This is a genomic window from Thermostichus sp. MS-CIW-26 (assembly GCF_054059115.1).
Map to the genome: position 1 here is coordinate 20,374 of NZ_JBSSBV010000011.1, position 22,705 is coordinate 43,078.

Annotated in this window: 19 protein-coding genes and 1 CRISPR repeat array; of the genes, 4 read left to right on the forward strand and 15 right to left on the reverse strand. The window is 58.5% G+C overall.

Translation table 11 applies throughout. The features are described from left to right. Position 1 precedes the first annotated feature (1 nt). Entirely contained in the window at positions 2-688 is a 687-nt protein-coding gene (locus tag ACVWZU_RS05645; protein WP_457443811.1) for a VanW family protein, read from the forward strand. A gap of 419 nt (positions 689-1,107) precedes the next feature. On the opposite strand, the gene ACVWZU_RS05650 is transcribed toward ACVWZU_RS05645, so the two are convergent. The 11 genes from ACVWZU_RS05650 to cas10 form a co-directional block, all read right to left on the reverse strand. Then, entirely contained in the window at positions 1,108-2,004 is an 897-nt protein-coding gene (locus ACVWZU_RS05650; protein ID WP_457410936.1) for a putative CRISPR-associated protein, read from the reverse strand. Between the two features lie 9 nt (positions 2,005-2,013). Beyond that, positions 2,014-2,766 carry a hypothetical protein gene (locus ACVWZU_RS05655; RefSeq protein ID WP_457443813.1) on the reverse strand — a complete coding sequence of 251 codons (753 nt, stop codon included), beginning with the start codon at positions 2,764-2,766 and terminating at the stop codon, positions 2,014-2,016. A 10-nt stretch (positions 2,767-2,776) separates the two neighbouring features. Beyond that, positions 2,777-3,763 carry an RAMP superfamily CRISPR-associated protein gene (locus tag ACVWZU_RS05660; RefSeq protein ID WP_457443815.1) on the reverse strand — a complete coding sequence of 329 codons (987 nt, stop codon included), beginning with the start codon at positions 3,761-3,763 and terminating at the stop codon, positions 2,777-2,779. 95 nt (positions 3,764-3,858) lie between these two features. After that, on the reverse strand, positions 3,859-4,311 hold the full coding sequence (locus tag ACVWZU_RS05665; RefSeq protein WP_011432237.1) for a hypothetical protein: 453 nt from the start codon (positions 4,309-4,311) through the stop codon (positions 3,859-3,861). Beyond that, complete coding sequence (locus ACVWZU_RS05670; protein WP_457443817.1) at positions 4,308-5,282, reverse strand: RAMP superfamily CRISPR-associated protein; 975 nt, start codon at positions 5,280-5,282, stop codon at positions 4,308-4,310. The genes ACVWZU_RS05665 and ACVWZU_RS05670 overlap by 4 nt, the downstream gene beginning before the upstream one ends. Positions 5,283-5,448: 166 nt before the next feature. Continuing rightward, positions 5,449-6,300, reverse strand: a complete 852-nt coding sequence (gene csx7 / locus ACVWZU_RS05675; protein WP_011432239.1) for a type III CRISPR-associated RAMP protein Csx7 — start codon at positions 6,298-6,300, stop codon at positions 5,449-5,451. A 19-nt stretch (positions 6,301-6,319) separates the two neighbouring features. Continuing rightward, the gene (locus tag ACVWZU_RS05680) at positions 6,320-6,856 is read right to left on the reverse strand and encodes a hypothetical protein (RefSeq protein WP_148202689.1); all 537 of its coding nucleotides are present in this window, start codon (positions 6,854-6,856) and stop codon (positions 6,320-6,322) included. 114 nt (positions 6,857-6,970) lie between these two features. Continuing rightward, positions 6,971-7,411, reverse strand: coding sequence for a hypothetical protein (locus ACVWZU_RS05685; RefSeq protein WP_414402616.1), 441 nt, complete (start codon positions 7,409-7,411; stop codon positions 6,971-6,973). Further along, positions 7,408-8,640, reverse strand: a complete 1,233-nt coding sequence (gene csx10 / locus ACVWZU_RS05690) for a type III-D CRISPR-associated RAMP protein Csx10 (RefSeq protein ID WP_414344022.1) — start codon at positions 8,638-8,640, stop codon at positions 7,408-7,410. The genes ACVWZU_RS05685 and csx10 overlap by 4 nt, the downstream gene beginning before the upstream one ends. Beyond that, positions 8,640-9,362 (reverse strand): RAMP superfamily CRISPR-associated protein, encoded by a 723-nt coding sequence (locus ACVWZU_RS05695; protein ID WP_011432243.1) that lies wholly within the window; start codon positions 9,360-9,362, stop codon positions 8,640-8,642. The genes csx10 and ACVWZU_RS05695 overlap by 1 nt, the downstream gene beginning before the upstream one ends. Beyond that, positions 9,362-11,566 carry a type III-B CRISPR-associated protein Cas10/Cmr2 gene (gene cas10, locus ACVWZU_RS05700; RefSeq protein ID WP_457443854.1) on the reverse strand — a complete coding sequence of 735 codons (2,205 nt, stop codon included), beginning with the start codon at positions 11,564-11,566 and terminating at the stop codon, positions 9,362-9,364. Before cas10 ends, ACVWZU_RS05695 begins: the two co-directional genes overlap by 1 nt. 559 nt (positions 11,567-12,125) lie before the next feature. Between cas10 and cas6 the strand changes: the two genes are divergently transcribed. Then, positions 12,126-13,268 carry a CRISPR-associated endoribonuclease Cas6 gene (gene cas6 / locus ACVWZU_RS05705; RefSeq protein WP_041437102.1) on the forward strand — a complete coding sequence of 381 codons (1,143 nt, stop codon included), beginning with the start codon at positions 12,126-12,128 and terminating at the stop codon, positions 13,266-13,268. Between the two features lie 379 nt (positions 13,269-13,647). After that, positions 13,648-14,984: direct repeats of the CRISPR family, unit length 37 nt; unit sequence GTTTCCGTCCCCTTGCGGGGAAAAGGTAGGGATCAAC. A 575-nt stretch (positions 14,985-15,559) separates the two neighbouring features. On the opposite strand, the gene cas1 is transcribed toward cas6, so the two are convergent. After that, a complete protein-coding gene (gene cas1 / locus ACVWZU_RS05710; protein ID WP_457388323.1) occupies positions 15,560-16,186 on the reverse strand; it encodes a CRISPR-associated endonuclease Cas1 in 627 nt (208 codons plus the stop codon). Positions 16,187-16,197: 11 nt separating this feature from the next. After that, a complete protein-coding gene (locus ACVWZU_RS05715; protein ID WP_457443819.1) occupies positions 16,198-17,619 on the reverse strand; it encodes a TIGR03985 family CRISPR-associated protein in 1,422 nt (473 codons plus the stop codon). Positions 17,620-17,784: 165 nt separating this feature from the next. On the opposite strand from ACVWZU_RS05715, the gene crn3 reads away from it, so the two are divergent. Together crn3 and ACVWZU_RS05725 are read left to right on the forward strand one after the other, a co-directional pair. After that, entirely contained in the window at positions 17,785-18,729 is a 945-nt protein-coding gene (crn3, locus tag ACVWZU_RS05720; RefSeq protein WP_457443821.1) for a CRISPR-associated ring nuclease Crn3/Csx3, read from the forward strand. Positions 18,730-18,832: 103 nt separating this feature from the next. Beyond that, the gene (locus tag ACVWZU_RS05725; protein ID WP_414349583.1) at positions 18,833-19,624 is read left to right on the forward strand and encodes an ADP-ribosylglycohydrolase family protein; all 792 of its coding nucleotides are present in this window, start codon (positions 18,833-18,835) and stop codon (positions 19,622-19,624) included. Positions 19,625-19,707: 83 nt separating this feature from the next. Here ACVWZU_RS05725 and ACVWZU_RS05730 read toward each other — a convergent pair whose 3' ends face one another. Further along, positions 19,708-20,595: a nitrate ABC transporter ATP-binding protein gene (locus ACVWZU_RS05730; RefSeq protein ID WP_457443823.1), complete on the reverse strand. Its 888-nt coding sequence runs from the start codon at positions 20,593-20,595 to the stop codon at positions 19,708-19,710. Between the two features lie 71 nt (positions 20,596-20,666). Beyond that, complete coding sequence (locus ACVWZU_RS05735) at positions 20,667-22,664, reverse strand: ABC transporter ATP-binding/substrate-binding protein (protein WP_414418105.1); 1,998 nt, start codon at positions 22,662-22,664, stop codon at positions 20,667-20,669. Positions 22,665-22,705 lie beyond the last annotated feature (41 nt).

The window sequence follows — 22,705 nt, forward strand, 5'->3', positions numbered from 1 at the left end:
GGTGAGAGGAAGGGTTGACCTGCGGAGGTTGGCTGTGCTGGTGGGGGCGCTACTGGCCCTTCTGGCCTTGTGGTGGACGGATCCCACGCCAACAACCCTAAGCCAATACGTTACTTCTTTGCAGGAGCGCACTCCTTCTCAACTCCACAACATTCGCCGAGCCGTCCAAAGCCTGGATGGAGTTTACATCATGCCTGCGACACGCTCACAGGAACAGGCAGAAGTGATTTTTTCCTTCAACCAAGTGGTGGGGCCGCGCAGCCTGGAACGAGGCTATGTGCCCGCGCCGGTGTTTATGGTGGCCGAAACCCTGGATTCGGTTGGGGGAGGAATCTGTCAGGTGTCCTCTAGCCTTTACAATGCCGCTCTGTTGGCAGGGCTGGAGGTGGTGGAGAGGCACCCCCATTACCGGCAGGTAGAGTCGGTGCCCCCTGGCTTAGATGCCACCGTTTGGTACGGCTTGGCCGACCTCAAGCTGCGCAACCCTTTCCCCTGGCCGGTGCGCCTACGAGTTCAGATCCGCGGCCTAAACCTGATTGTGTCCGTGCTGGGACGGGGATCCCGCCACGCCCTGAGGATCCCACCCATCCGTGTAGAGGGGCACCGGCTGGATCCCCAGCATTTGCAGGTGAGCGTGTATCGGGGTAACGAGCGCCTCTCCCAAGATCGCTATGTCGTTGCTCCCTAGCCTCTCATCGCGCCAGCGGGACGGAGTCCTTTCGCGCCAGCGGGACGGAGTCCTTTTTTCGCCCCATTGGCCCCCTACTTCAGCGTCTCAGGAGCAGCTCCCCAGCAACCTCCACACAGGGATCCATGTTAATTTCTACACCAACATGGTTAGCGACAGGGTCGGCGACAAGCCTCAAACCCTGATTCTTCCGTTGACCCGGTCGATCCCGCTCTGGGCAAGGGTTTCAGGCCCCTCGGCGGAGAAAAATAAGGGGAAATTGCAGCCGTTCGCGCCAGCGGGACGGAGTCCTTTCGCGCCAGCGGGACGGAGTCCTTAAACGAGACCCTGTCGATCTAGGCCCCTGGATCCCGCTCTGGGCAAGGGTTATAATCGGCGGAAGTCGCTTCCCTTCGGGGAAGTGGAATTAATGGAAACACTCAAAGCAGACGGCCCAAGCGTTGCCGCAATTCGGTGGCAGCCAGCTCTAGGTGCTCGGGGGTGTAGCCGGTGGTTTCTACTCTGACAGCGAGGTGGGTGTCCTGGCTCTCGTGGAGGTGGATCCACAGAATGTGGCGGCCATCTTCGGTTTTGCGGTTTGAGGCTTTGACGCTGTTTTTGGGGGCAGCGTAGGCGTGTGGATCGTATCGAACCAGATCCACCCAGGGAATGTCTCGCAGGAGTCTTTCCACTTTGGCCCAACTGCGGGGTCGGTGATGGCTGGCATCGCTTCGGATTTGGATGATCTGGGAGCGATCTCGGCCTGAATCGGGGAGATCTGCCCGTGGGATCCGGGGCTGAACTTGCGGCTGTAGGTAGGGCAAGTAGACCAGGGATTTGTATTGCTCATGGATGTAGCAAACCGGGACCCCCAATTGGCTGCCCACCACAGCCATGATCATGGCTTGGGCTTTGAACCCACCGGTGGCGGCAAAGGTGACGATCCCCCTGGCGCTCTCTGCCAACTGTTTCAACAGCTCGGCCATCCGCTCCAGTGAGGATCCCTCTAGCTCATAGTTGATGCCGGGAAGGGGAACCAAAGAGACCTGCTGCTGACCCAGCTCTTGCTCAAAAAAGAGCTTCAAAATCTGGGCACACTCCAATCCGTCGGGGGTTTCTGAGTGCAGCAAAATCAAGGCATCATTCGAGGTGGGATCCAGCCGCAAGTAGGTGTTGGTTTCGGCGCTGATCAGCTCCAGATCGGTTCTTTTCATCCAGGCCAGCGCTTGCTCCGGATCCCCAATGGTTTTTTGTCCCACCCAGGGGCGCTGCGGCTGCAGGTCTTTGTCAAGGTTGGTGAGCAAGGAGGTGCCCACAGTCATGATGATGGTCTGCATGATAGGCGGTTAACTCGAATTTTTCGAGGGCTCTGTTCCGCTTTGCGCCCAGAGCAGCTTGGCCTTGCGGATTCTGCCATCTTCCTTTAGACCCAGAACTTCCACCTGCACCTCTTGCCCCACCGAGAGGGATCCCGCCCGTTTGGGCTCCTTCTGGGTGAGCTTGGTGTCTGTGTCCAGAATCTGGAAGGTGACTTCGTTGCCCTTGATGTTGGTGATGGTGGCCTTCAGCTTTTGCCCGATCTGGAAGCAGGCTTTGCGGGCCTGATGCTGGGCCTGGTCTTGTTGGTGTTGATGGTTTTGTTGTTGTCTGTCGTCCTGGGATTTGTTTCCCGCCCCTTGGGGAACGGAGTCCTTGTGACCGGAGTTGTCGTTGGGTTGGGATCCCTGAGGCGGCGGAATCTCGCCAATGGGCACTCCCCCATCTTTGTAGTAGCGGGCCAGGCGGGCGGCCCAGCCCAGGATCTGCAGCATCTCAGCCGGCCTATCCTGCAGAGATTGCAAGTACTTTTTACAGGTTTGGTCGATGAGCCGGTAGTAGCGTGGGGTTTCGTTGCTGCGGTGGAGGCCAGTTTCTCGCACCAGCTCGCCGGTGAATCGGAAGAAACGGGATCCCGCGTCAGGGTGATGGGCAACCGAGCGCAGATAGGCGATGCACTTGCTCAACTCGTCGACATCCACCCTTTCTTTGGCCAAGGTCATGGCGATGCCGTGGGCGAGATCCCAAGATTGGGGGCTGAGATCGACAGTGTCTGACAGCATGGGGGAACCCTCAGTACACTCCGGTGGGTGGCTCGCGCAGAGCAGTGGGACTCAGGATGGCGGCCAATCGCTTGAGTTGTTCGGGCAAGATGTAGCCCTGGGCAGCTCCAATTTGCTCTTGCACAAAGGCTTGGAGGCGTTTTCCTTCCAGGGTATCGGCTTCTGGGGGATCGTAGCGGCTGTAGCGATCTTTTAGGTTGCCGGGCCGCTCGATCTTGTCGAGGGTGACCTGCAGGGATCCCAGGCCCACGGGCTTGCCGCCCCCCACCTTCAGCAGCATGGAATGCTTGGGATCCTGCCCCAAAACCGTGAGCAAGGTGCCCAGCTCGGCAGGGGTGAGGTTTTTGAAGTGGATTTGGGTTTTGAAAACTGTGTTTTGTATCGCTTGCTGGGTGGGCGTTCCCCTTGAACTGTCCTGCAACGCGTTTCTGTGGGTGTAGTAGAACTTGCGCCCGATGACTCTGCCGTTTTCCTTCTGAAAATAAGCTTTGCACTGATCCGGGCGTGGACGGTACAGGGGGGGCAGGGATCCGCCGCCGGATCCGGCACTGGTGGCAATGGCATCCCTGAACTCCACCAATCCCTGCCAGTTCAGGGCACCAAAAACGCGGCTGGCCGGACAAAGCTGCTCTTTGTTGCGGCAGGGGTGCCGCTCTGGGGGGATCCGATTTCGGTACTGGCTCATCATCACCGCCAGGGTGCTGTTGGTGATCGCCTCGTACATGGCCCGGATGGCCCCCTTGAGGGAGCTGCCCTGGATTTTAAGCCTTCCGTTGGGAGTGGTGGTCATGGTTTTGAGCACCGGGATCCCTTTCACCCCGACATCGCTGCCCAAGGCCAAGTGGCCGGTGGAGATGTGGACGGCAGTCTGCACCGTTAGGGTGAGGAAGAGGGTGCCGTGCAACCTATCGGGATGGAACTGGGCGTGGCCGGCGGGCCGCTCCAGCTTGGGGGGCTGGGTGGGAAACGGGATCAGCTCATAGGGTTTGGGAGACACGGTTGGGTTACCTCCACCTCGACTGCTGTTGCCGGCAGAGGATCTTGCAGAGGCAGCCTGGTTGGGCAATGGGCGAGGGCCTTGGGGGGTCATGGTCACCTCGGAATCAGGGCAATAAAGTGAACGCGGGCAGTTCGCTCATCTCGGAAGTAGCGCTGGCCCACCTTGAGATCTTGGGGATGGCTGAGGGGCTTGGGAAAGCGGGTTTCTCGATTTTGGGATCCGTACAGGTCGGCTGCGTGATCCTCCCACCGCCACTCTCCCGGCAGAGGGATAAAGGAGTCCGGGGGAGCTTGGATCCCCAGATACAGCAGATCCCAGCCGTGGGGGGTGCTTTTCCAGCGCAGTTCCCCTTGTTGGGAGAAAACTTGCCCCTCTGGACAGACGGGATCCGCCGGGATCCCCACCTGAATGCCGCTGACTCGATGGGGCCAGCGCAGAAAGGAGTAGGTTTTTTCAGAAGTGGAAAAACAAGCCGAGAGCACTTGGGAAAGCGAGGACTCTGCCCCATCTTGAATCTTGAGGGAGGCGACGTAGGCTGGTTTCATACGGCTTTGGCCTCCGCTTGCAGGAGTTTGGCCCAACTGTTTACGGCGGTGGCGAGCAGATGTTCCACCTTGGCCTCAGACGTCTGATCCCAGGTCAGCCGCGCCCCAAATCCCAAAGGCATTGGCTCCGCTCCCACCGGCACCGCTTGGCAATCGGGTTTGGGGAAGCCGTATTTGCCTGCCTCTTCGGGGGTTAAAAATTCGCCCGCCCCCAACAGGGATCCCTGTGGCCAGGTCAGGGGGGATCCCAGCAGTCGAATCTGCCTGTTTGCCTCATCCACCAGGCAGCCCGGGTAGTCCACCGTCGCCCACTCGTACTCCACCCGAACGCGGCCCATGCCGCGGGACTTGGCAAAGCCGATGCCAAACCAGCCTTCATCCAGATCCCGCAACGCCAGTCCCAGCAGACCCAGTTGGGCCAGGGTAAAGTTTTTCAGGTGGATCTTGGTTTGAAAGGATCCCTCTACGCACACTTGATACCTGAACGGCCCCACCGCCACTGAGCCGAAGACGCGGTCGATGGCCACCCCATTACGTTCCTCCAGGCGCAGAGGGGTTCCCGGCTTGGGATAGGCATCTTCGATGCGGACCCGGCTGGCGATGGCTGTGTTGCCGAACATCTGATCCGTAAAGGAAGAAAGGGTGTAAACCTGGTGGGGCTCTTCAATTTTTTCCAGCCATTGATTGGCCTTTTGGTCGAGGGGATCGCTGGCCCAGAGTTTGAAGCCTCCCCCCTCAGGACGTCTGTCGCTGCCCACCGTTCGGACGATGCGCTCCGCATGGGCGCGAATTGCCCCTTTGAGGGAGCTGCCGGGAAAATAGACCGTTCGCCCGCCGCCGTGATAGGTTTCGACGAACTCCATATCCGGCTTCGTCGGGTCAGCCCCTTCTTTGCCCGCCTTGATGAGAACAGGGCCATCAGGCTTGAGGGTGAGGCAGAGGGTGCAATGGTTAACGTAGCGTTTGTGCATAGCCTGGGATCCTTCACACCAGAACAGGAGCTTTTGGTTGAGGGGCTTGGGGCGGCAAGCAGTCTGTCCAGTTTGTCAACCGATAGGGGTGGAAAACGCTGACCGTATCGCCAACCGTTGTAGAGTCCATGAAGACCATCGGGATCCCTCCTGACATGAAATAGGGCTAGCGGCGGGGGCCGACCGATTGCCGTTGAGAGGCCGTTGTTAATTTGGCAACCAGGGCTTCCACCCAGTCTTGGCGCAAAGCGGCAGCCTGCTCCGGGCTGAGCGGCTGTCGGGATCCGGCCACCAGCTCTTGAAGGTAGGCCAGCAGCCGTCTTGGATCCCCTTCCGAGTCGAACCAATAGATTGCCGAGATCTGCAGGCGGACAACCCCCAAGCCACGGGAGCGCCCCCCTCCCAGGGGGATCTGTTCCGTTTCCAATTGGTGCAGGCCAATGGCCAAGAGGCCCAGTTCCCATTCCTCGGCATTTTCGACGACGGCATGAAACCGGAAGGGGGTGCTGGCAGGCACCACTTGCAAGTCGTACAGCTTGCCATCTGCCGCCGTTTCCGTATCCCGATCGATGGCCACGCCATCCCGCTCTTGGTACTGGCCAAACCAGGCTTCCGGCACCACGGGCAAATCTCGGATCTGCACCTTGCCGGCCAACCAAGGGGATCCAAACACCTGCGAGACCCAGTCGGTAGCCTCAATGAGCTTTTGAGTCAGAGCCGCATCGTCCCCTTTGTAGTCATTTTTAATTTGGTTGATGATCTGAAATTGCTCGCTGCTGGTCAATTCGCCGGGATCCCTGGCCAGCTCTGGGTTGATGCCCCGCAAGAAACTTTCCAGGCGAGAGCGCATCGCCCCCTTCAAACTGGAGCCGGGAATGAGCGGACGGCCCAGCGCATCCTTGAGAACCGGCAAATCCGAGCCGATGGGTTCGGTGGAGCGGCCCACCCCGATGTGCAGAGCGGTCACGGTGGTGAGGGTGCCGGTGATTTCCAAGCGGTTTTTGAAAACGTCGAACATTGTTCCCTCAAATGGCTGCTCAAGTTAAGGCTTGTACTGCAGAGGTTTGCCATTCCCGAAGCGAGACGGAGCCCTTAATAAAACTCAAGAGGATCCCTAGGATCTGAGCAATTTCTGAGATAAAGTACTCCCTGTCATCGATAAAGAGTTGGTCACCCTCGAGTTTTGCAAATCGCCAGTTGGTTCCTGAGGTTACTGCTCCATAGACACTGTCTACTTGAGAATTGGAGTTCTTGTTAAAGACCTGTGCCCCCACCATACCGGCAACGCACTGGCCCAGACCCCCGATCAAGTCTTCTTTTTTGGCCTCAACGATAATCACCACCGGATCTTGAATGTAGAGTTGGAGAGGGGATAGGCAAATGATGTAGTCGCATAGGCCCACCAACCCCCTCTCGGGATCCACGTTGAATTCCTTGCCGGAAAACAGCGAGATTTGATCCCGACATAGGTACTTCACCTCTCCCAGCACAGGGGCGATGATAAACTCGGAGCGGGCTTTTTCGCTGTTGACCGAGGTGGCCAAGCCGAGATAGCGATCTAGAGTTATTTTCAAGTAATCGGAGCACTCAGTCGGTGGAACCTCTGCAAACAGGCCATGGATGATTCTTGACCTGAGCTGAAAGGTCGAAATGGCTCTCTCAAGGGTAAAACTGCTGTAGGTCACGGTCTAGGATCCTCCTCCCTCTCGCTTGTACTTGAGGTAGCGGGCCCCATAGCCCAGGTAGCGCCGAATCAAGTCAATTTTGATCTCGTTGACTTTGGGGGATGCTCTTTCAATTCCGGCTTCCCTGGCGATGGCTATAGCCCTTTGATGAATCCAGTTGTCGATGTCTTTGATGATGGCTTCTGCCAAAGAGTCTTTGCCCCGCCCCCACTTGTTATCGCGCCCCACCTGGTAGCGCAAAAAGTTCTTGATCACCTCTGAGCTTTCGGTGGAAGCTGCCACGTGCAATAGGTTGCGATATTGGGCCTCTTCCAATCTGTTGAGACCTCTGAAGTTATCCAAGGCGGCTTGAATTCTGGCGACCAGATCATCTTCGGCCAGCCGGATTTGCCGTTGGATCTTGAGCTCTTGTTCCGATGTGATCTCGCTGGTGGCGAAGGTCATAGCGGGTTCTCCCAGAAATGATGATGGAACGGACTGCAAACTTCGATTTGGCCGAATCCTTCAGCAGTGCGTTCGCCAATCCCCCAGTATTCCATCTCCGCCAAAATCGGGATCCAACGCTCCAGTTGCGTGGTGCTCAGCAGAAAGACGCTGCCCTGCGTGGTTACCAATTCTACATCTTTGAACAGACCCCAGGCAGCGTTCCAGCCGGAGACATAGGCGTAGCTGCTGAAGGCCAGCTCCAAAGCCAGGGATCCATCTTCGCAGTTGGCCTCTTCCTGGAGCATCTGGGGGGTGAGCACGGTGGTGCGTTGCCAGCGCTCTTTGAGAATGGCCCCCGACTGCAGCCCAATGGAGAAATACTGCCGCTCCGGCGGAAGGGGCTGCCAGGGATCCCCGAACACCTGCCATTGTTGCCAGCGCTGCCGCAGCTTTTGGTTGAAGGCTTCCACCCGCTGGGCCAGGGAAGGCCGGGGAGCAGCCAGACGCCGAGCCGTGACGTTGACCCGGCCCAATCCCCGCGACACCCCTCCTCCCAAGCGCAGCAGGTGGGCGTGGGCGTTGAGGTAGCGGGTGAGGGTCTCGGCCAGCTCGGGATCCCGCAGGTAGATGTAGCCGCTGAAAAGGGAGCGCTCCAGATGCCCATTGGGGCGGGCTTTGCCCTCGTTCATCACCTCTAGGCTGTAGAGGATTTGGTCGGCAGCAGTGGCGCGGCGACGGTTGATCCCCACCCGCGTGAGCAGGCGTTTGGACACAGCAGCTCGTTCGTAGCGGGGCCCCAGGTCAGACTCCTGCTGGCTGTAGAACCCCCCGAAGGGCTCCACTCTTCCCCCGGAACCGTCCGGCTCTGTGGGATCGAACGGGATCCCCAGCCGCTGTGAGCAGAAGCGATCCAGGAGCGTGTCGAACACCCCCGTTTTGCCCGCCTCTGAGCGGAAGCCGGGATTGTTTTTCGAGCTGAAGGCCGTGGCCGGCAAGACCTTGCTGCCGGATCCCGGATAGGCGTGGGTAAACACAGCAGGCCGAGCTGCCGTAAACAGGGCGGCCAAATCTCCTTCCAGCGCCTCGGCAGGGCGATGTTGGGTTTGGCTGAGCATGAGGTCGGCCAGAGCACCGCGAATCACGCTGCCGGGAATGTAATCCTGGGCCTCGCTGATGGAGCCGCCCGGCTTTTGCCGACCGATGGCCAAGGGAGACTGAGCCGTTAGGGTGAGTTGAATGGCTTCCATCAGCTCCCTCCCTGGGCCAAGAAAGCCCAATCGGCTGCGGTGGGCTGGAGAGCCTGCAGGGATCCAGGATCCCAGTGCAGCCAGCCCAAACCTGCGGATTTGCTGCCCCCCAGCGCGATCAGGTGGTGCAGGGCCGCCAACAGGAGAGTTTTGCCCCAGGAAGGGCAATCGGGCAAAAGCTGCAGGGATCCGGAAAAAGTCAGCTCAGCCGCGGGAGAGGTCTCAATGAGGTAGAGCCGCTGATCCTCGGCGGTGCGGCGGCGGCGGTTGAGGGTGACCCCAGGGCGAAGGGTTGGTTCCAGAGCTGCTGGCGGCACCTCGCAGACGAGATCCTCCACCCACAGGCGGGCAGGCAGGGCCGGATTGCCGAATATCTGGCAGACCAGACAATGGGATCCGGCGTAGCCCTCCACCTGGTATTCGGGGCGGTGGAAATTTCCTGCGCTGCCCTCCCGCTGCGGACACATGCGCTCTGGGTCGGGAGAGCGGCAAATGGCCCAGCCCAGGCCACGGGCCAGTTTCTCGCACTCGTGGCGCAGCCGCCCCTTCAGTTGGGAGCCGGGAATGATCAGCCTGCCAAAGGCATCTTTGAGCAGGGGCTTATCCGCCAGGGAGCCGCTGGAGCCGCCGGCTCCCACCGCCAGGGCAGAGGCGAGGGTGGCCCTCAAAGGGATAGAGGTGATCGTTCGCCCCGCTTGGGGCAGCTCTGCCAGTCTCACCATCACTCCACCTCCGCCAGAACGGGCCGACCCTCGGCCTGGGGCTGTTTTTGCACAAAGGCGTACAAATCCACCAGATCCCGCCAGATGGTTTCATAGGTTGGCGTTGACGAGGATACCTGTGGCTCAACATACATCCAGGGGGGAAGGTGGCCGTCGTTGGTTTTGGCCTTGCACCAGGTGCGCTCAAAAGCCTCCATCAGCGGCTGCCCCTTTTTGCCCAGGCGGCTGCGGAAATAGAGATAGTTGAGGGTGGCGGTGCGTTTGCCTTTTTCCAAGAAGCTGCGAATCTGATAAAGCTGGGAGCGAGGAAAATTGGCCTCCTGCAGGGCTTGTACCGTTCTCAGCAACCCGTGGATTTCCGGGACGGTATAGGGGCCGGCGTAGAGCTTGAGGGTGTGGCTGTTCTGGCGGATCTCCAGAGCTTCCCGACGAAAATCCTGGATGCTGGAGACAACCAGGGCGACCGACTTCAACGAGAGAAAGTCGATGGTGGCCACAGAGCAGTCCTTGTCTTTGGGCTTCAGCTTTTTCGCGTAGCTCTTGGCGGATTTCAACAGTTGTTCGGTGAGCTTTTCGGCGTAGTAAATGGGGGTGTCTTCCGAGGCGATCAGCACCCCCACCGAGGTGGAGAGCCGACAGAGCTGGTCTGGGCTGTCGGCCGGGTAGCGGTGCGGCACCTGGCCGAGGGAGCGGGCGGCGTAGGTGGCCGATTTGGCCAGCAGGATCTGCTCGAACTGCTCACAAAAGGTGGCGGCAATGTCCAGGGCCTTGTGGGCTGGCACCACCATCAGCACATCGTCCCCGCCGATGGTCAGGATCTCGAAGGGGTGGATCCACTCGCCGTTGCGGTCTCTGCCGCTTTCCGGATCCGGCGGCAGGCCCCGCAGCCGGTGCGCCTGCAGGTGCTGGGCAAGGGCGCGGTAAACGGCTTGTTCCGTGGCCTCGGAAACGTCGCGGCTAAATTGCCGGTAGGCCTCTGGGGTTTGGATCTGCTGCACGTAGCCGCCCATGTTGTTGCCGTCGGCGTAGAGGTAGGCCACAAAGCCCTGGCTGGCGTTGGCCACTTCCCGTAGAGATTGGGCCTCGCCGATCCCCTGGACAGATCCCTGATGGGGCTGCAAATAGCGCTCCCGGTAGGGCTCGCCGGCGGGAGAGTTGAGAAAGCGGGCAAATCGCGTTACCCAGCTTTCCACAAAGCCGGGATCCCAGGTGGGGAACTTGCGGAACCACCCTTGCTTGCCTGTTTCAATGCGCTTGGCCTGGCGACCCACCAGGGCTTTGCGAGCGGTGGCTTCCGAGAGCCAGGGCTGATCGACCAGGTCGGCTTTGGCGATGGCAGGGCGACGGTCGGTGCTGTCGCGGCGCAGGTAGGGATGGGTTTCAAAAAAGGCGGGATGGGCGCGGCTGGGGCGACCGGGATCCGGATTGCCGTTGCGGCGGTGGTTGAAGCGGGCGGCCAGGTAACCCACCAACTCGTTGAAACTTTTGCGGTCTTGAAATCTGGCTTCGCTGCCATCCCCAAAATAGGCTCTCACCAGGGAATGGGTTTTGTGTTGCGCCAGCCAATCCAGCCAGGGGGTGCGTTCGATGGGATCCCGCAACAGGCCGTAGCGCAGTTCCAGCAGCCGAAAGGCGGATCCCACGGCGCAGGCGTTAGCGGTGAGGGTTTCTTCGGTGTAGCGCCGCTCGATGGCCTCACAGAGATCGTCCACATGGGCCGCCGGGCAAAAGGCCAGGAGATTGCCCCCGGTGGAGTAGATGATGAGCTCCGGGATCAGGGCTTGCGCCAAAGCCGGGTAGTGCTGCTGCAGCCAAGGCCGGATCTGCTCGGCCACATAGGCCCTCAGCTCTGCTTGAGACTCTTTCCCCAAACCTTCCCATCCCAGGTAGGTTTGCTCGGGATCCCCGAAAAAGGCGGGCAGATCCACCAGGTTAATGCGATCCAACAAAGCGGAGGCCCCGCGGATTTCCGACAGCTTGGCCGACTCGAAGACATAGCTCTTGATCTTGGTGGCCCCCCCGTAAACCAAGCCGATGCGGGTTGTCTGCTGCCACAGCTCCGGGTAGCGGGATTGCAGCTCCGCCGGGGTTCTGGGAAAGGTCTTCGCCGCCATGCTCTCCTGAAATTGGCGCACCTGAGCCAAAATGGGCCGTAGCTCTTCTGGGATCCCGGCCTCGTTGTCGGCGCGAACGGCGGCCCGCATCTGCTGCAAGGTCTCCAGGGCAAACTGGGGATCCCGCTGTTCTCCCCACGCCAGGCACCAGGCCAAGGCAACAGGAACGGGAGAGGGAGCAGAAGTAGGGGTCATGAGCAGCACCTGCGAAATGCGAAAAAGGAAGACAAGTCTTGGACAGGGCTTCCATCGGCTGCGACGGACAGATCCCTAAAGGCTGGGGGCAATTGGCCTCGATTTTTAATCCTTCGCGGAAGACCAAAGCCCTTCAAAAAAGGGTTTGCCGGTTGGGTGGGTAACCAATCGAATCAAGCCGAGAGATGCCATTGAGGTTACCGATTGTTTCAGCCATATCCGATAAACGCTCTCGCCTCATGGTTTTCAGTCCTCTAGCTTGCTAGCAGTATAGATCGAGTGCGATGGGTTGCAGACGATTTCAAGGCTTTCTTCAGATTGTGAGATTTTTTCTGCCTGTACAACGGGCAATTCGAGAGTAAACCCAATAAGAAGGGATCCCTTCTAAAATTTTCTCAATGGAAAGTTGGGTTTTGTGTTGATTGTTGCTGTGGACTGGGAATGGGCTGTGCCTATGCTGAGTTTCTCAGAGCCATCTGCTGATAGAGAAGCGAACGGCAAGTGGCCGACGGGATCCGAGTTGGTGGGGATCACCTTGGAAGTTCAGGCTCCTCGGTCTTACCTGCTGGATCCCCACTATGCCAAAGGGCTGCACGCCTGGTTCTTGAGCCAGGTGCAAGAGACAGACCCGCAGCTATCGGCTTATTTGCACGATGGAGAATCGGAGAAACCTTTTACCCTCTCCCGGCTGATGGGGCCGTTCCGCGAGCAGGGGGGGCGACCGCTGATCCCGCCTCATCTCCCCTTCCGCTGGTGGATCACCGGCCTCAACCCGCCGGTGGTGGAGTGGCTGCGAGGGTGGTGCCAACGGCTGCCCACCTGGCTGGAATTGCGGGGATCCCCGCTACAGATCCTGGGATGGCAGATCTCGATCCCCCCGCGCACCTATCGTCAACTGTTGGAGCAGCCTCTTTCCCCCCGCTCCTGGAGCCTTTCCTTCGTCTCGCCCACCAGCTTTCGCCACCGGGGCCACCATCTGCCGCTGCCGATCCCTCGCAACCTGTTCCACAGCTATCTGCGCCGTTGGAACGATTTTTCCGGTCTGCCCATCGAGGCGGAGCCTTTTCTGGATTGGGTGGATGGGGAAGTGATCATCCAGCGGCACCGTCTGGAATCGGTCAAAACCACCGCAGGTCGCCAGGGATCCGTGACGGGATTCATCGGCTGTGTGCAGTTGGCTGTCTCCTCCCGTGCGCCTGAGCTGTTGCAGCAGCAGCTCCAAGCCCTGATCCACCTTGCCCCCTACTGCGGCACCGGCCACAAAACCCCCTTTGGGCTAGGGCAAACCCGCCTGGGTTGGTTGGCCGAAGAGCTACCCGCCTCCCCTGTCCCTTCCCGGGAAGAGCAGGTGGCCCAGCGGATCGAGGAGCTGAGCGCCCTCTTTCTCAGCCAGCGGCAACGACAAGGGGGATCCCGCGCCGAAAAAACTGCCCAACTGTGGGCGACGATCCTGGCCCGCCGCGAAGGTGGAGAGAGCTTACAACAGATCGCCGCTGATTTGGAGATGCCCTACGAGACGGTGAAGACCTATGCCAAGCTGGCCCGCCGCTCTCTCCAGTCTGGATCCCAGGACTACTCGTCGAGCAGTCTTCCCTAGATGACTTGAGGTACTTTGTTGAGCCTGATACATTCACGCTGAACTCTCCTGAACATGGTTCAGGAAAGAAGCGATCGCATCCTGCCTATCTCTGTTCGCGTCAGCGGGACGGAGTCCAAACAGGAAGGCGGTATCCCGCAAAGCCCTGAGGAATACCCCCCGAGCGCTTTCCCCCTTCACTTCCCGGCAACCGTTGCGGTGGACTCAAGGATCAGGGGGAAACTTGGTCTACTATATCCCTCTCAATGACTTTTGCCAAACCGCCTAAAGCTCAGTAAATTCAGCAAAGTTCAGGGTTTTGGGGGTTAGAGGCATGCTCTTGCAGGGAGAAGGTAGAGATCAACCTCACTTCTCTTTGCTCATTACTCGCTTCTCTCTAGTTTCCGTCCCCTTGCGGGGAAAAGGTAGGGATCAACAGTTTCGCCACGTCCAGCGGCAAGCCCAGGCCGCCTGGGGCATGTTTCCGTCCCCTTGCGGGGAAAAGGTAGGGATCAACGGACATTAAGGCCGCCAGTGCACTCATAGAGGTGCTGAAGTTTCCGTCCCCTTGCGGGGAAAAGGTAGGGATCAACCTAGGCTAAGTCGTTCACGCCGCCACCCCACAGCGTAGAGAGGGGTTTCCGTCCCCTTGCGGGGAAAAGGTAGGGATCAACAGTATGCGCCTATGGAAGAGAATGAGACGGTCTACTCCCCGTTTCCGTCCCCTTGCGGGGAAAAGGTAGGGATCAACGCCAAAGCCGCCGGGTTCAAGGTCGTGATCTTCTGGGTGTAGTTTCCGTCCCCTTGCGGGGAAAAGGCAGGGATCAACTCGTGCAAAAGCTCTGGCGATGCAAATCTACAGTGCGGGGTTTCCGTCCCCTTGCGGGGAAAAGGTAGGGATCAACGCTATCTCCCATTCCGAACCCAGCGAAAAAGGTTAAGACGTTTCCGTCCCCTTGCGGGGAAAAGGTAGGGATCAACGTGGGCGGTAGCCTGCGAGCTCCTGCCTGATTGGCTAGGTTTCCGTCCCCTTGCGGGGAAAAGGTAGGGATCAACGGATCACCCCCATTACTTTGTGCTAGGCGGGTTTACGTTTCCGTCCCCTTGCGGGGAAAAGGTAGGGATCAACCAAAATACTAAAACTCGACGAAGTAACTATTCGTGAAGTTTCCGTCCCCTTGCGGGGAAAAGGTAGGGATCAACTCGGTGGAGAAATCCACCAGCAGTTCCGTGGCACCATGTTTCCGTCCCCTTGCGGGGAAAAGGTAGGGATCAACCTACCAAAACCGGTCCGTTCGCAACCGCCGGTGAAGGTGATGTCGTTTCCGTCCCCTTGCGGGGAAAAGGTAGGGATCAACTCTAGTAGAGTTCTCTGACTTCATGGAGGTAGTCGGAGTCGTTTCCGTCCCCTTGCGGGGAAAAGGTAGGGATCAACAACGTTAAGTTCAACAACAACCGAATAATTTGGAATAAGTTTCCGTCCCCTTGCGGGGAAAAGGTAGGGATCAACGCTGTGTTTAAGCAGTGCTTCACGACTGTGATGCCAAGGTTTCCGTCCCCTTGCGGGGAAAAGGTAGGGATCAACCATGATGGACTGGCTCACCGACCTCGAGGAGTGGGACCCGTTTCCGTCCCCTTGCGGGGAAAAGGTAGGGATCAACGTGTCCAAAGCCCTCGCCACTGCAACTGTAGTATTGTCCGTTTCCGTCCCCTTGCGGGGAAAAGGTAGGGATCAACCCTACCCTCGGAAAAGCCTGAATTCATGAGGTTTTCAAGGTGCGTTCGCGAGGGAGTACGGAGATTCCTCGACACAGATATTAACATTGTCCTCGCGGCCAAGCGCAAGCGGGGAAATTGAGCTTGCTACGGCCATCATGTCACGTTTTTGGGCCAATCGGGGCAAAAGATCTAAAGTTTCCCTTAAAATCTCGTGCCGGCAGAGTCAGGCTGGTGATGGCTCGCCCCGACAGATCGCGCACAAAACTTTACAATTTCGGCCCGGTGGAGCATGACTCTAGTCAATAATAAGCTCAACTATACTGAAAATAATGTATAATATGTTCAGTACGGATTACTACCAGTTGATCTTTCTGTTTACTTTCGAGTCTGCCAACATGGTAGCCAAAGCAAAGCAGAAAATTGGTAGTAAGACGACACGGAAACTGCGCTTTGGGTATTCTACTCAAAGCTTTGCGGGATACCGCCATTCTGTTTGGACTCCGTCCCGCTAACGCGAATGGAAACAAACAGAATGCTATCGCTGCATAGTTGAACAGTGATGTTCAGCAGTGTTCAGCGTAAATGTATCAGCCTCAGAAGATCAGGTAGTCCGGCGGCTCATAGGGGGGAGGCCCCCCGAAGACTTTGGCCTGCTTCTTGGCCGCGGCATCCAAAGGGTAGGCCCGCAGACTGTCTTCCTTGAGATTCAGCAGGGGCAACCACGACTGTTCCAGCTTGTTTTCCAACTCTGCAGTGTCCAGTGGGCATTCGAACACGGAGCGATCCAACTGTTGCAGGTAGGCGGCGATAACATCAATACCCTCCTGTAAGGGGGCAATTTGGCCGCGGGTAGCCCGGTTGTGCAGTTGTAGAATTGCCCGTTGGTTGCGAATCTTGCCGCGCACAATCACCTTGGCCCACCTCAGCCCCCAGGGGGAGTAGGCCCGCTGATACTGGGCCAGACGGATCTCAGAGTTGGTGGAGAAGGATCCCTGCAGGCGACCGCGAAAACCGCCATCCGCACGCAAAAAAATGGTTTCGATGCCTCGATCCAGCAGTTGGGCCAAAGCTGCGCTGGTCAATTGGATCCCGGGCAACACCACCACCAGCTCCACCTCCGCAAGGCGGCAAAGCTGCTCTTGACCACGGCGGCGAATGAGCAGGGTTTGGTTTTGGCAGTGAACCACAGTCCCCGGCTCGGTTAGGTAGAGGGTGGTCATGGGCAGGAAGGTCAAGAAAGCTTCAGGTCGGGGCGATAAAACTGCAGCTCTGCCTGAGCTTCCCGAGCCATCTGTTCCCGGTAGGCCAGGGGAGCGATGACCTCGCCGTTGGGCCGCCAATCCCGCAGGCGCATGGTGAAATTGGTATCTCCCACCCGTACCCAGGCGCGGAAGTACCGGTCGCTGGTTGGCCTTTGCCGGACAATGTTCAAAATCTGTTCGCGCTCCCGCGCATCCGCCACTGCCCGTTGCACCAAAGCCGGGATCCGCTCGTAGGCAATGGGCTGGAAGGTGGGGTGTCGCACTGTGCTTTCCACATAGCGACGGGCAAACTCCGGGGAAAATCGAAGGATCAACAATGCCTTGGGCAAGTAAAAATCGGATCCCCAGGCTTCTTCCCATGCTGCTTGGACTTCCTCTGGGCTGGGCAGCTTCCTCTGCCGTTTGCGGATTGCCAGCTCTGGCGGAATGGAAGGAGCGTCCCAGGGAATCACCGCCAGGCGCTCAGACTGGATCCGATCCAGCCGAAAATTGTGCCAGCCCAGGGATCCTTCGGGGGTGGGAAGCTGGCCAAAGGCTGCCAGATACTTGGCGCGGCGGGCATAGAACAAACAGACTGGGTAAGTGAGAACGTGTCGGATCCCATGTTGGCGGGTGGCGTAGTCAAAACCGATCACCCCCGCTTCTGGGTTGGCCCAAAAGGCTTCCAGCTGGCTTTGATATTCATCCACCCGCTCTTGCTGTTCGTCCGAGAGGATGTACTCAAACCAGACAAAAAGCCGCCGCTGCGAGTGCTGATCGCGCCAGCGGGACGGAGTCCTTTGATTTTCCCAGATTTCATCCAGCAAAACCTGCACATCTGGATGTACAAAGGCCACATCGCTGAGGATGTGATAGATCTGTTCCAGTTGATGGCCCGATAAGGTCAAAGCCGATGAAGATACGGGCAGTTGGGGACGATCCCCCGGCGCACGGCAGCGAAAATTATCTCTCCGCCTAGAGTTGGCCTGAATTTGTTGCAGCCAACCCCGGGCAGCCAGGTAATCCAGCTCTTTGCGCAGGGTGCGATGGGTCTTGTGAAAGGGTCGGGCAGATAGCAGCGCTTCCAGATCCGGAACTTCTGCTTTTAAGGCGGTCAATAGGTTGGCATCCTTCAGCCAAAACCTCAAGGGTTTCCAGCAAATGCAGTCAACATCAGGACAGGGTGAAGGGATCCCTTTTGCCAGATCCTGCTTGGGATGCCACGGCGAGAGCAAGCGATCCCGAATGTGGGTATAGCCAAACGTTTCCGGCAGATCCCGCCATCCCTCCTCGCCATACAAGCAATCGAGCAACACCCACAGGCGCACGGCCCGCTCCAGGCGCTCCGCCAACTGCCCGCCGGCCAGCCAGCGCAACACCTCTACCGTCAAAGGCAGCTCAAATCGGCTCATCCGACAGTTCCCTCGGTTTTTGGGTTGACCAGTTGATGGCACTTCAGGCCAGGGATTTTTTTGAAGTAAGGCGCAAACGAGAGCCTGACCACTCTGCCACGATTTGGAATCCCCCACTTCCAATCTTTTCCATACTGAAGTCAACCTGTCTTGTCAAATCCGTTCATGGCTGCTGTGGCCCTTCATTTGCTTTCCGGCTATCTGGCCGAAGACCCGCAGAAACCCCACTCTGCAGAACTGTCTTTTCAAATCCTTGAAATCGAGCTGACCCGACCGGATCGCCTGGTTTTTCCAGAGGATTTGGCTCAGCTTCAGCTGCCTGCCGGGATCAATGCCCAGTTGGGGGTGGTTCTGACGGGGCGGGCCCCCATTTGGCTGTATGGCTGGCTGGTGCATGAGTGCCACTTCACCCGTTGGGTGGCCTGTTATGACCCACGCTTGGGCGCGGTGGTGGTCTCCAGCCATACCCCCGAAGTGCGGGTGGGCCAGGTCATCCCCTGGGTGCAGGGAAGGCCGGGCAAGGCCTACGGCCCGCTGACGCGAACAGAATTGGCAGCGGCGGTGATGGTGGTGGGCCCCCCCGACAGTGGCAAAAGCCGTCTTGCCCGCGCCCTCTTCGAAGCTCTGCTGCCGGAGCATCCCGATATTTATCTGCAACGGGCCCATTGGGATGGGGAAGGCAATTGGACTTTAGACTTGCCACCAGAAGAGGCGAAGATCCTCAAGCACCAGTACCGGGGCTCTTTTACCCCCGAATTTTTCAGCTTCCATGCCCAGGCCATTCTGGCTTTGCGCCGGCAAAAGAGTTTGGTGATTGTGGATGTGGGCGGCAAGGTGGATCCGCAGAAGCAGCCGATCCTGGAAGCCTGCTCCCACTACCTGGTGGTCAGCCGGGATCCCGAGGCTATCCCTCTCTGGCACGAGTTTTGTCGAGACCGGGGCAATTTGCGCTGTGTGGCCATCCTGCACACCTCGCCCGGCCCTCCTCAAGTGCTCAAAGACTCACCTGAGTTGGAAATTCGCTGGGATCCCAACTCTCCTCCCCCCACCGATCGCGCCAGCGGGACGGAGTCCTTACTGCTGCGGGCGGTGCGCCGCTTGATTGCCTAGGGGTGCGGATTCAGAATTGGATGGGCGGGCGAGCCTTTTCGGAAACGGCGAGATTGAGAACCGGGAGATTGAGAACTGGGAAAAGAAAAAGGAGAGGGTACTGATGCTGGGAGCCATTGCCGGGGATGTTATCGGCTCTGTCCATGAGCACTCGGGCACCAAAACGAAGAACTTTCCGCTGTTCGTCGAGGCCAGCCAATTTACCGATGACACGGTTCTGACGGTCGCTGTGGCCGAGCGGCTGCTGCGGGGCGGTAGCTACGTCGATTGGTACCATGAGTACTTCCACGCCTACCCAGAGGCTGGGTACGGGAGCAGCTTCATCCACTGGGCCGAGCATCGCTGCCGTGAGCCGTACTACAGTTGGGGCAACGGAGCCGCCATGCGGGTTAGCCCCATTGGCATCGCCTGCAACACGCTGGAAGAAGTGCTGGCCCAGGCGCGGGCCAGTGCCGAGGTAACCCACAACCACCCGGAGGGCATCCGCGGCGCTCAGGCTACGGCAGCCGCCGTGTTTCTCGCCCGGTCAGGGTACACCAAGGCCGACATCAAGACGTACATCGAGCAAGAGTTCGGATACTGCCTATCCGAGCGGCTGGACGATATCCGGGAGCACTACTGCTTCGATGTCTCCTGTCAGGGCTCGGTGCCCCAGTCGATCATCGCGTTCCTAGAGGCAGACGGTTTTGAAGACGCAGTGCGCAACGCCATCTCCCTTGGTGGAGACGCAGACACCATGGCCTGCATTGCCGGGGGCATTGCGGAGGCGTTTTTCGGCGGCGTGCCGGACGAGATCGCATCCCAGACGCTGGCCGTTTTGGACGAGCGGTTGCGCAATGTTGTGGGCGAGTTCCAAGAGAGGTTTGCGGATCGCCTGACCAGGGGCTGCACCTGATGGCCAAGGTGTGTGGTTTTTGGGTTTTGGGTTGCCTTGTCGCCCTCTCGCTCCGCCAACTGCTTTAGGTTTGATTTATCGGCTCATCGGCAAGCCGCCTCTGGGTTGGCCTCATGGCCGTAGAGATAGCTGAGAACCGAGTTGCGCAGGCGGTAGTACTGCGGATCTTCAAGAATCCGCTCGCGATCCCGAGGGCGCGGGAAGGGAATGGTCACGATCTGCCCGATGGTGGCTGCAGGGCCATTGGTCAAAGGACTCCGTCCCGCTGGCGCGAAAGGACTCCGTCCCGCTGGCGCGATCAGCACCAGGCGGTCGGCCAAAAACAGCGCCTCATCAATGTCGTGGGTAATCATCAAAACCGTGCAGCGATGTTCATCCCAAATGCGCAACAGCTCCTCTTGCAGCTCCTCTTTGGTAATGGCATCCAAGGCCCCGAAGGGTTCATCCAAAATCAGCACTTCTGGACGGATGGCCAACGCACGAGCAATGGCTACCCGCTGTTTCATCCCTCCCGAAATTTGCGAGGGATATTTCTGAGCGGCTTCCCCCAGCCCCACCAAATCCAAATGTTCTTCCACAATTCGATGCTTTTCCGACTGGCTCTTTTGGGGAAATACCGACCGAACGGCCAAATAAACATTTTCATAAACCGTGAGCCAAGGCAACAGGGCATACCCTTGAAACACTACCATGCGCTCCGGGCCAGGAGCTGTAATCGGCTGCCCTTTCAGCTTCACCGAGCCACTGGTGGGCTGGGCAAATCCGGAAACCATATTCAGCAGGGTGGTTTTGCCACAGCCGGAATGCCCAACCAAGCAGACAAACTCTCCCTCGTTCACACTGAGGTTGATATCTCGCAAGACGGGATAATCCCCCTTGGGAGTTGAGTAGGTCTTGCTGACATTCTCAAGGCTTAGGTAGGGTTCTGCGGCTACGTTCGCTGGGGTAGAGGTTGTCAAGAGGGCAGTCATCGTAGGGTGCTCCAACTCATGATTTTCTCACAACGGGGAATGTGCTTTTGCAAGGGCGCCCAAGTGGGTATCTAGAGCAACACAGGACGACGATCTAAGGCAACCTCGGCTACATAAATATCGTGCTTAATCGCCAAACTGTTGAGGTAGGCCAGGGGATCCTCACCATTAAAGGGGATCCCATCGAACAACTGAATGGGCTGCCTTTGGTAGGAGACATCCAGTCCCAGCTCGCGGGCTGCCGTGCTGAACACCCCCACCTGACATACCCGCTCCACGATCTCCACCCAGTTGCGGGGGAAGGGCAGATCCCCCCAGCGGGCCATTTGGGTCATCATCCACAGATGCTCGGTGCGGCTGGGACGGTTGCCGGCTCCCAGAAAGAAGCGGTGGTGGGCATATTCCCGCATCGGCCTGTCCAAGTCACAGATCAGGCGCTGGGGATCCCCCAGATGAATGTAGGATGGGTCGGTGCTCAGGTAGGCGCGGCGGCTGAGCAGCTCGCGAATCTCGTCGTGATGGGCCGGGTCTTCACAGTAGCGGCAGGCTTCCAACAGCGCTTTGACCAAGGCAATGTGGGTGTTGGGGTAGGCCCTGGCCCAATCTTCTCGCACCCCCAACACTTTGCCGGGATGGCCCAGCCAAATCTCCAGATCTGTAGCCACCGTAAAGCCACTGCCCTCCAGGGCTGCCCGCAAATTCCAGGGCTCTCCCACACAGTACCCATCGATGTTGCCGGCTGTCAGGTTGGCCACCATCTGAGCCGGGGGCAGCGTTTTCAGCACCACGTCATGATCCGGGTGGATCCCGCCGGCTGCCAGCCAATAGCGCAACAGCAAATTGTGCATAGAGCTGGGATGCACCACCCCAAAGGTAAGCCGACGGCTGGGACTATCCAGAATGTAAGCCTTCAACTGGCTGAGGGTGTGGATCCCTTGCTCGTAGAACCGCTTATGCAAGGTGATGGCATTGCCGTTGCGGGTCAAGGTGAGGGCAGTAACCACCGGCTGAGGCGGGTTATCCCCTCCGCCCAAAGACATCCACACCGGCATACCGGCGGGCATTTGGGCCGCATCCAGATAACCTCCCTGAATGCCGTCTTGGATCCCTCGCCAACTGGTTTCCCGCACCAAATTCACTTCTTCCAAGCCGTGTTTGGCAAAAAACCCTTTTTCTTTAGCTACAGCCAACGGAGCGCAGGCAGTGAGGGGCACAAAGCCGATCTCCAAGTTGATCTTTTCCAAGCCATGCCTGGCCACCACAGTGCTGCGGCGAGCACGCCATTGCTTGATGCGTTTTTGTTGGTTCAAAAAGTAGATGATCTCGCTGCGGTAGCTGTAGTAGCTGGGATGGTTGACCACCTCCAGCCGACGGCGGGGCCGAGGAATGTCAATGGTTAAAATGTTCCCAATTCGGGATCCCGGCCCATTGGTGAGCATGACCACACGATCTGACAGAAGAACCGCTTCGTCCACATCGTGGGTGACCATGAGAGTGGTCATCTGATGTTCTTCACAGATGCGAATTAACTGCTCTTGCAAGTTCCCGCGCGTGAGCGCATCCAAAGCGCCAAATGGCTCATCCAACAACAACACTTTGGGCCGCAAAGCCAGGGCACGGGCAATGGCCACCCGCTGCTTCATACCCCCGGACAATTGGGCTGGGAGCTTATCTGCTGCGTGGCGCAAGCCCACCAGATCAATGTGCTCTTCCACGATCTGCTGACGCTCCGCCGGAGAATGGTTTTTAAGAACGGCATTCACCGCTAGCGCAATGTTTTGCCGAACCGTTAGCCAAGGCAAAAGCGAGTAATGCTGAAACACCACCATGCGATCGGGGCCGGGAGCCGTAATGGTATGTCCATCCAAAGCTACGATCCCCCCTGTCGGCAAAGACAGACCCGCCACCATGTTTAACAGGGTGGATTTGCCACAGCCGGAGTGGCCGATTAAGGAGACAAACTCCCCTCGATGGATTTGCAGATCGATCCCTTTCAGAGCAAGGTATTCCTGCCCTCCGGGCAGAGCAAAAGATTTTTCCACCTGCTCCACACTGACCAATACAGACACAGAAAACCTCCCAACCTATCACCCGTCTAGCCTCAAACCAA

Coding starts and splice junctions, on each gene's coding strand:
- ACVWZU_RS05650 (WP_457410936.1), bottom strand. CDS start 2,004: ATGCAGACCATCATCATGACTGTGGGCACCTCCTTGCTCACCAACCTT.
- ACVWZU_RS05655 (WP_457443813.1), bottom strand. CDS start 2,766: ATGCTGTCAGACACTGTCGATCTCAGCCCCCAATCTTGGGATCTCGCC.
- ACVWZU_RS05665 (WP_011432237.1), bottom strand. CDS start 4,311: ATGAAACCAGCCTACGTCGCCTCCCTCAAGATTCAAGATGGGGCAGAG.
- ACVWZU_RS05670 (WP_457443817.1), bottom strand. CDS start 5,282: ATGCACAAACGCTACGTTAACCATTGCACCCTCTGCCTCACCCTCAAG.
- csx7 (WP_011432239.1), bottom strand. CDS start 6,300: ATGTTCGACGTTTTCAAAAACCGCTTGGAAATCACCGGCACCCTCACC.
- ACVWZU_RS05685 (WP_414402616.1), bottom strand. CDS start 7,411: ATGACCTTCGCCACCAGCGAGATCACATCGGAACAAGAGCTCAAGATC.
- csx10 (WP_414344022.1), bottom strand. CDS start 8,640: ATGGAAGCCATTCAACTCACCCTAACGGCTCAGTCTCCCTTGGCCATC.
- ACVWZU_RS05695 (WP_011432243.1), bottom strand. CDS start 9,362: ATGGTGAGACTGGCAGAGCTGCCCCAAGCGGGGCGAACGATCACCTCT.
- cas10 (WP_457443854.1), bottom strand. CDS start 11,566: ATGCGGGCCGCCGTTCGCGCCGACAACGAGGCCGGGATCCCAGAAGAG.
- cas6 (WP_041437102.1), top strand. CDS start 12,126: ATGCTGAGTTTCTCAGAGCCATCTGCTGATAGAGAAGCGAACGGCAAG.
- cas1 (WP_457388323.1), bottom strand. CDS start 16,186: ATGACCACCCTCTACCTAACCGAGCCGGGGACTGTGGTTCACTGCCAA.
- ACVWZU_RS05715 (WP_457443819.1), bottom strand. CDS start 17,619: ATGAGCCGATTTGAGCTGCCTTTGACGGTAGAGGTGTTGCGCTGGCTG.
- crn3 (WP_457443821.1), top strand. CDS start 17,785: ATGGCTGCTGTGGCCCTTCATTTGCTTTCCGGCTATCTGGCCGAAGAC.
- ACVWZU_RS05725 (WP_414349583.1), top strand. CDS start 18,833: ATGCTGGGAGCCATTGCCGGGGATGTTATCGGCTCTGTCCATGAGCAC.
- ACVWZU_RS05730 (WP_457443823.1), bottom strand. CDS start 20,595: ATGACTGCCCTCTTGACAACCTCTACCCCAGCGAACGTAGCCGCAGAA.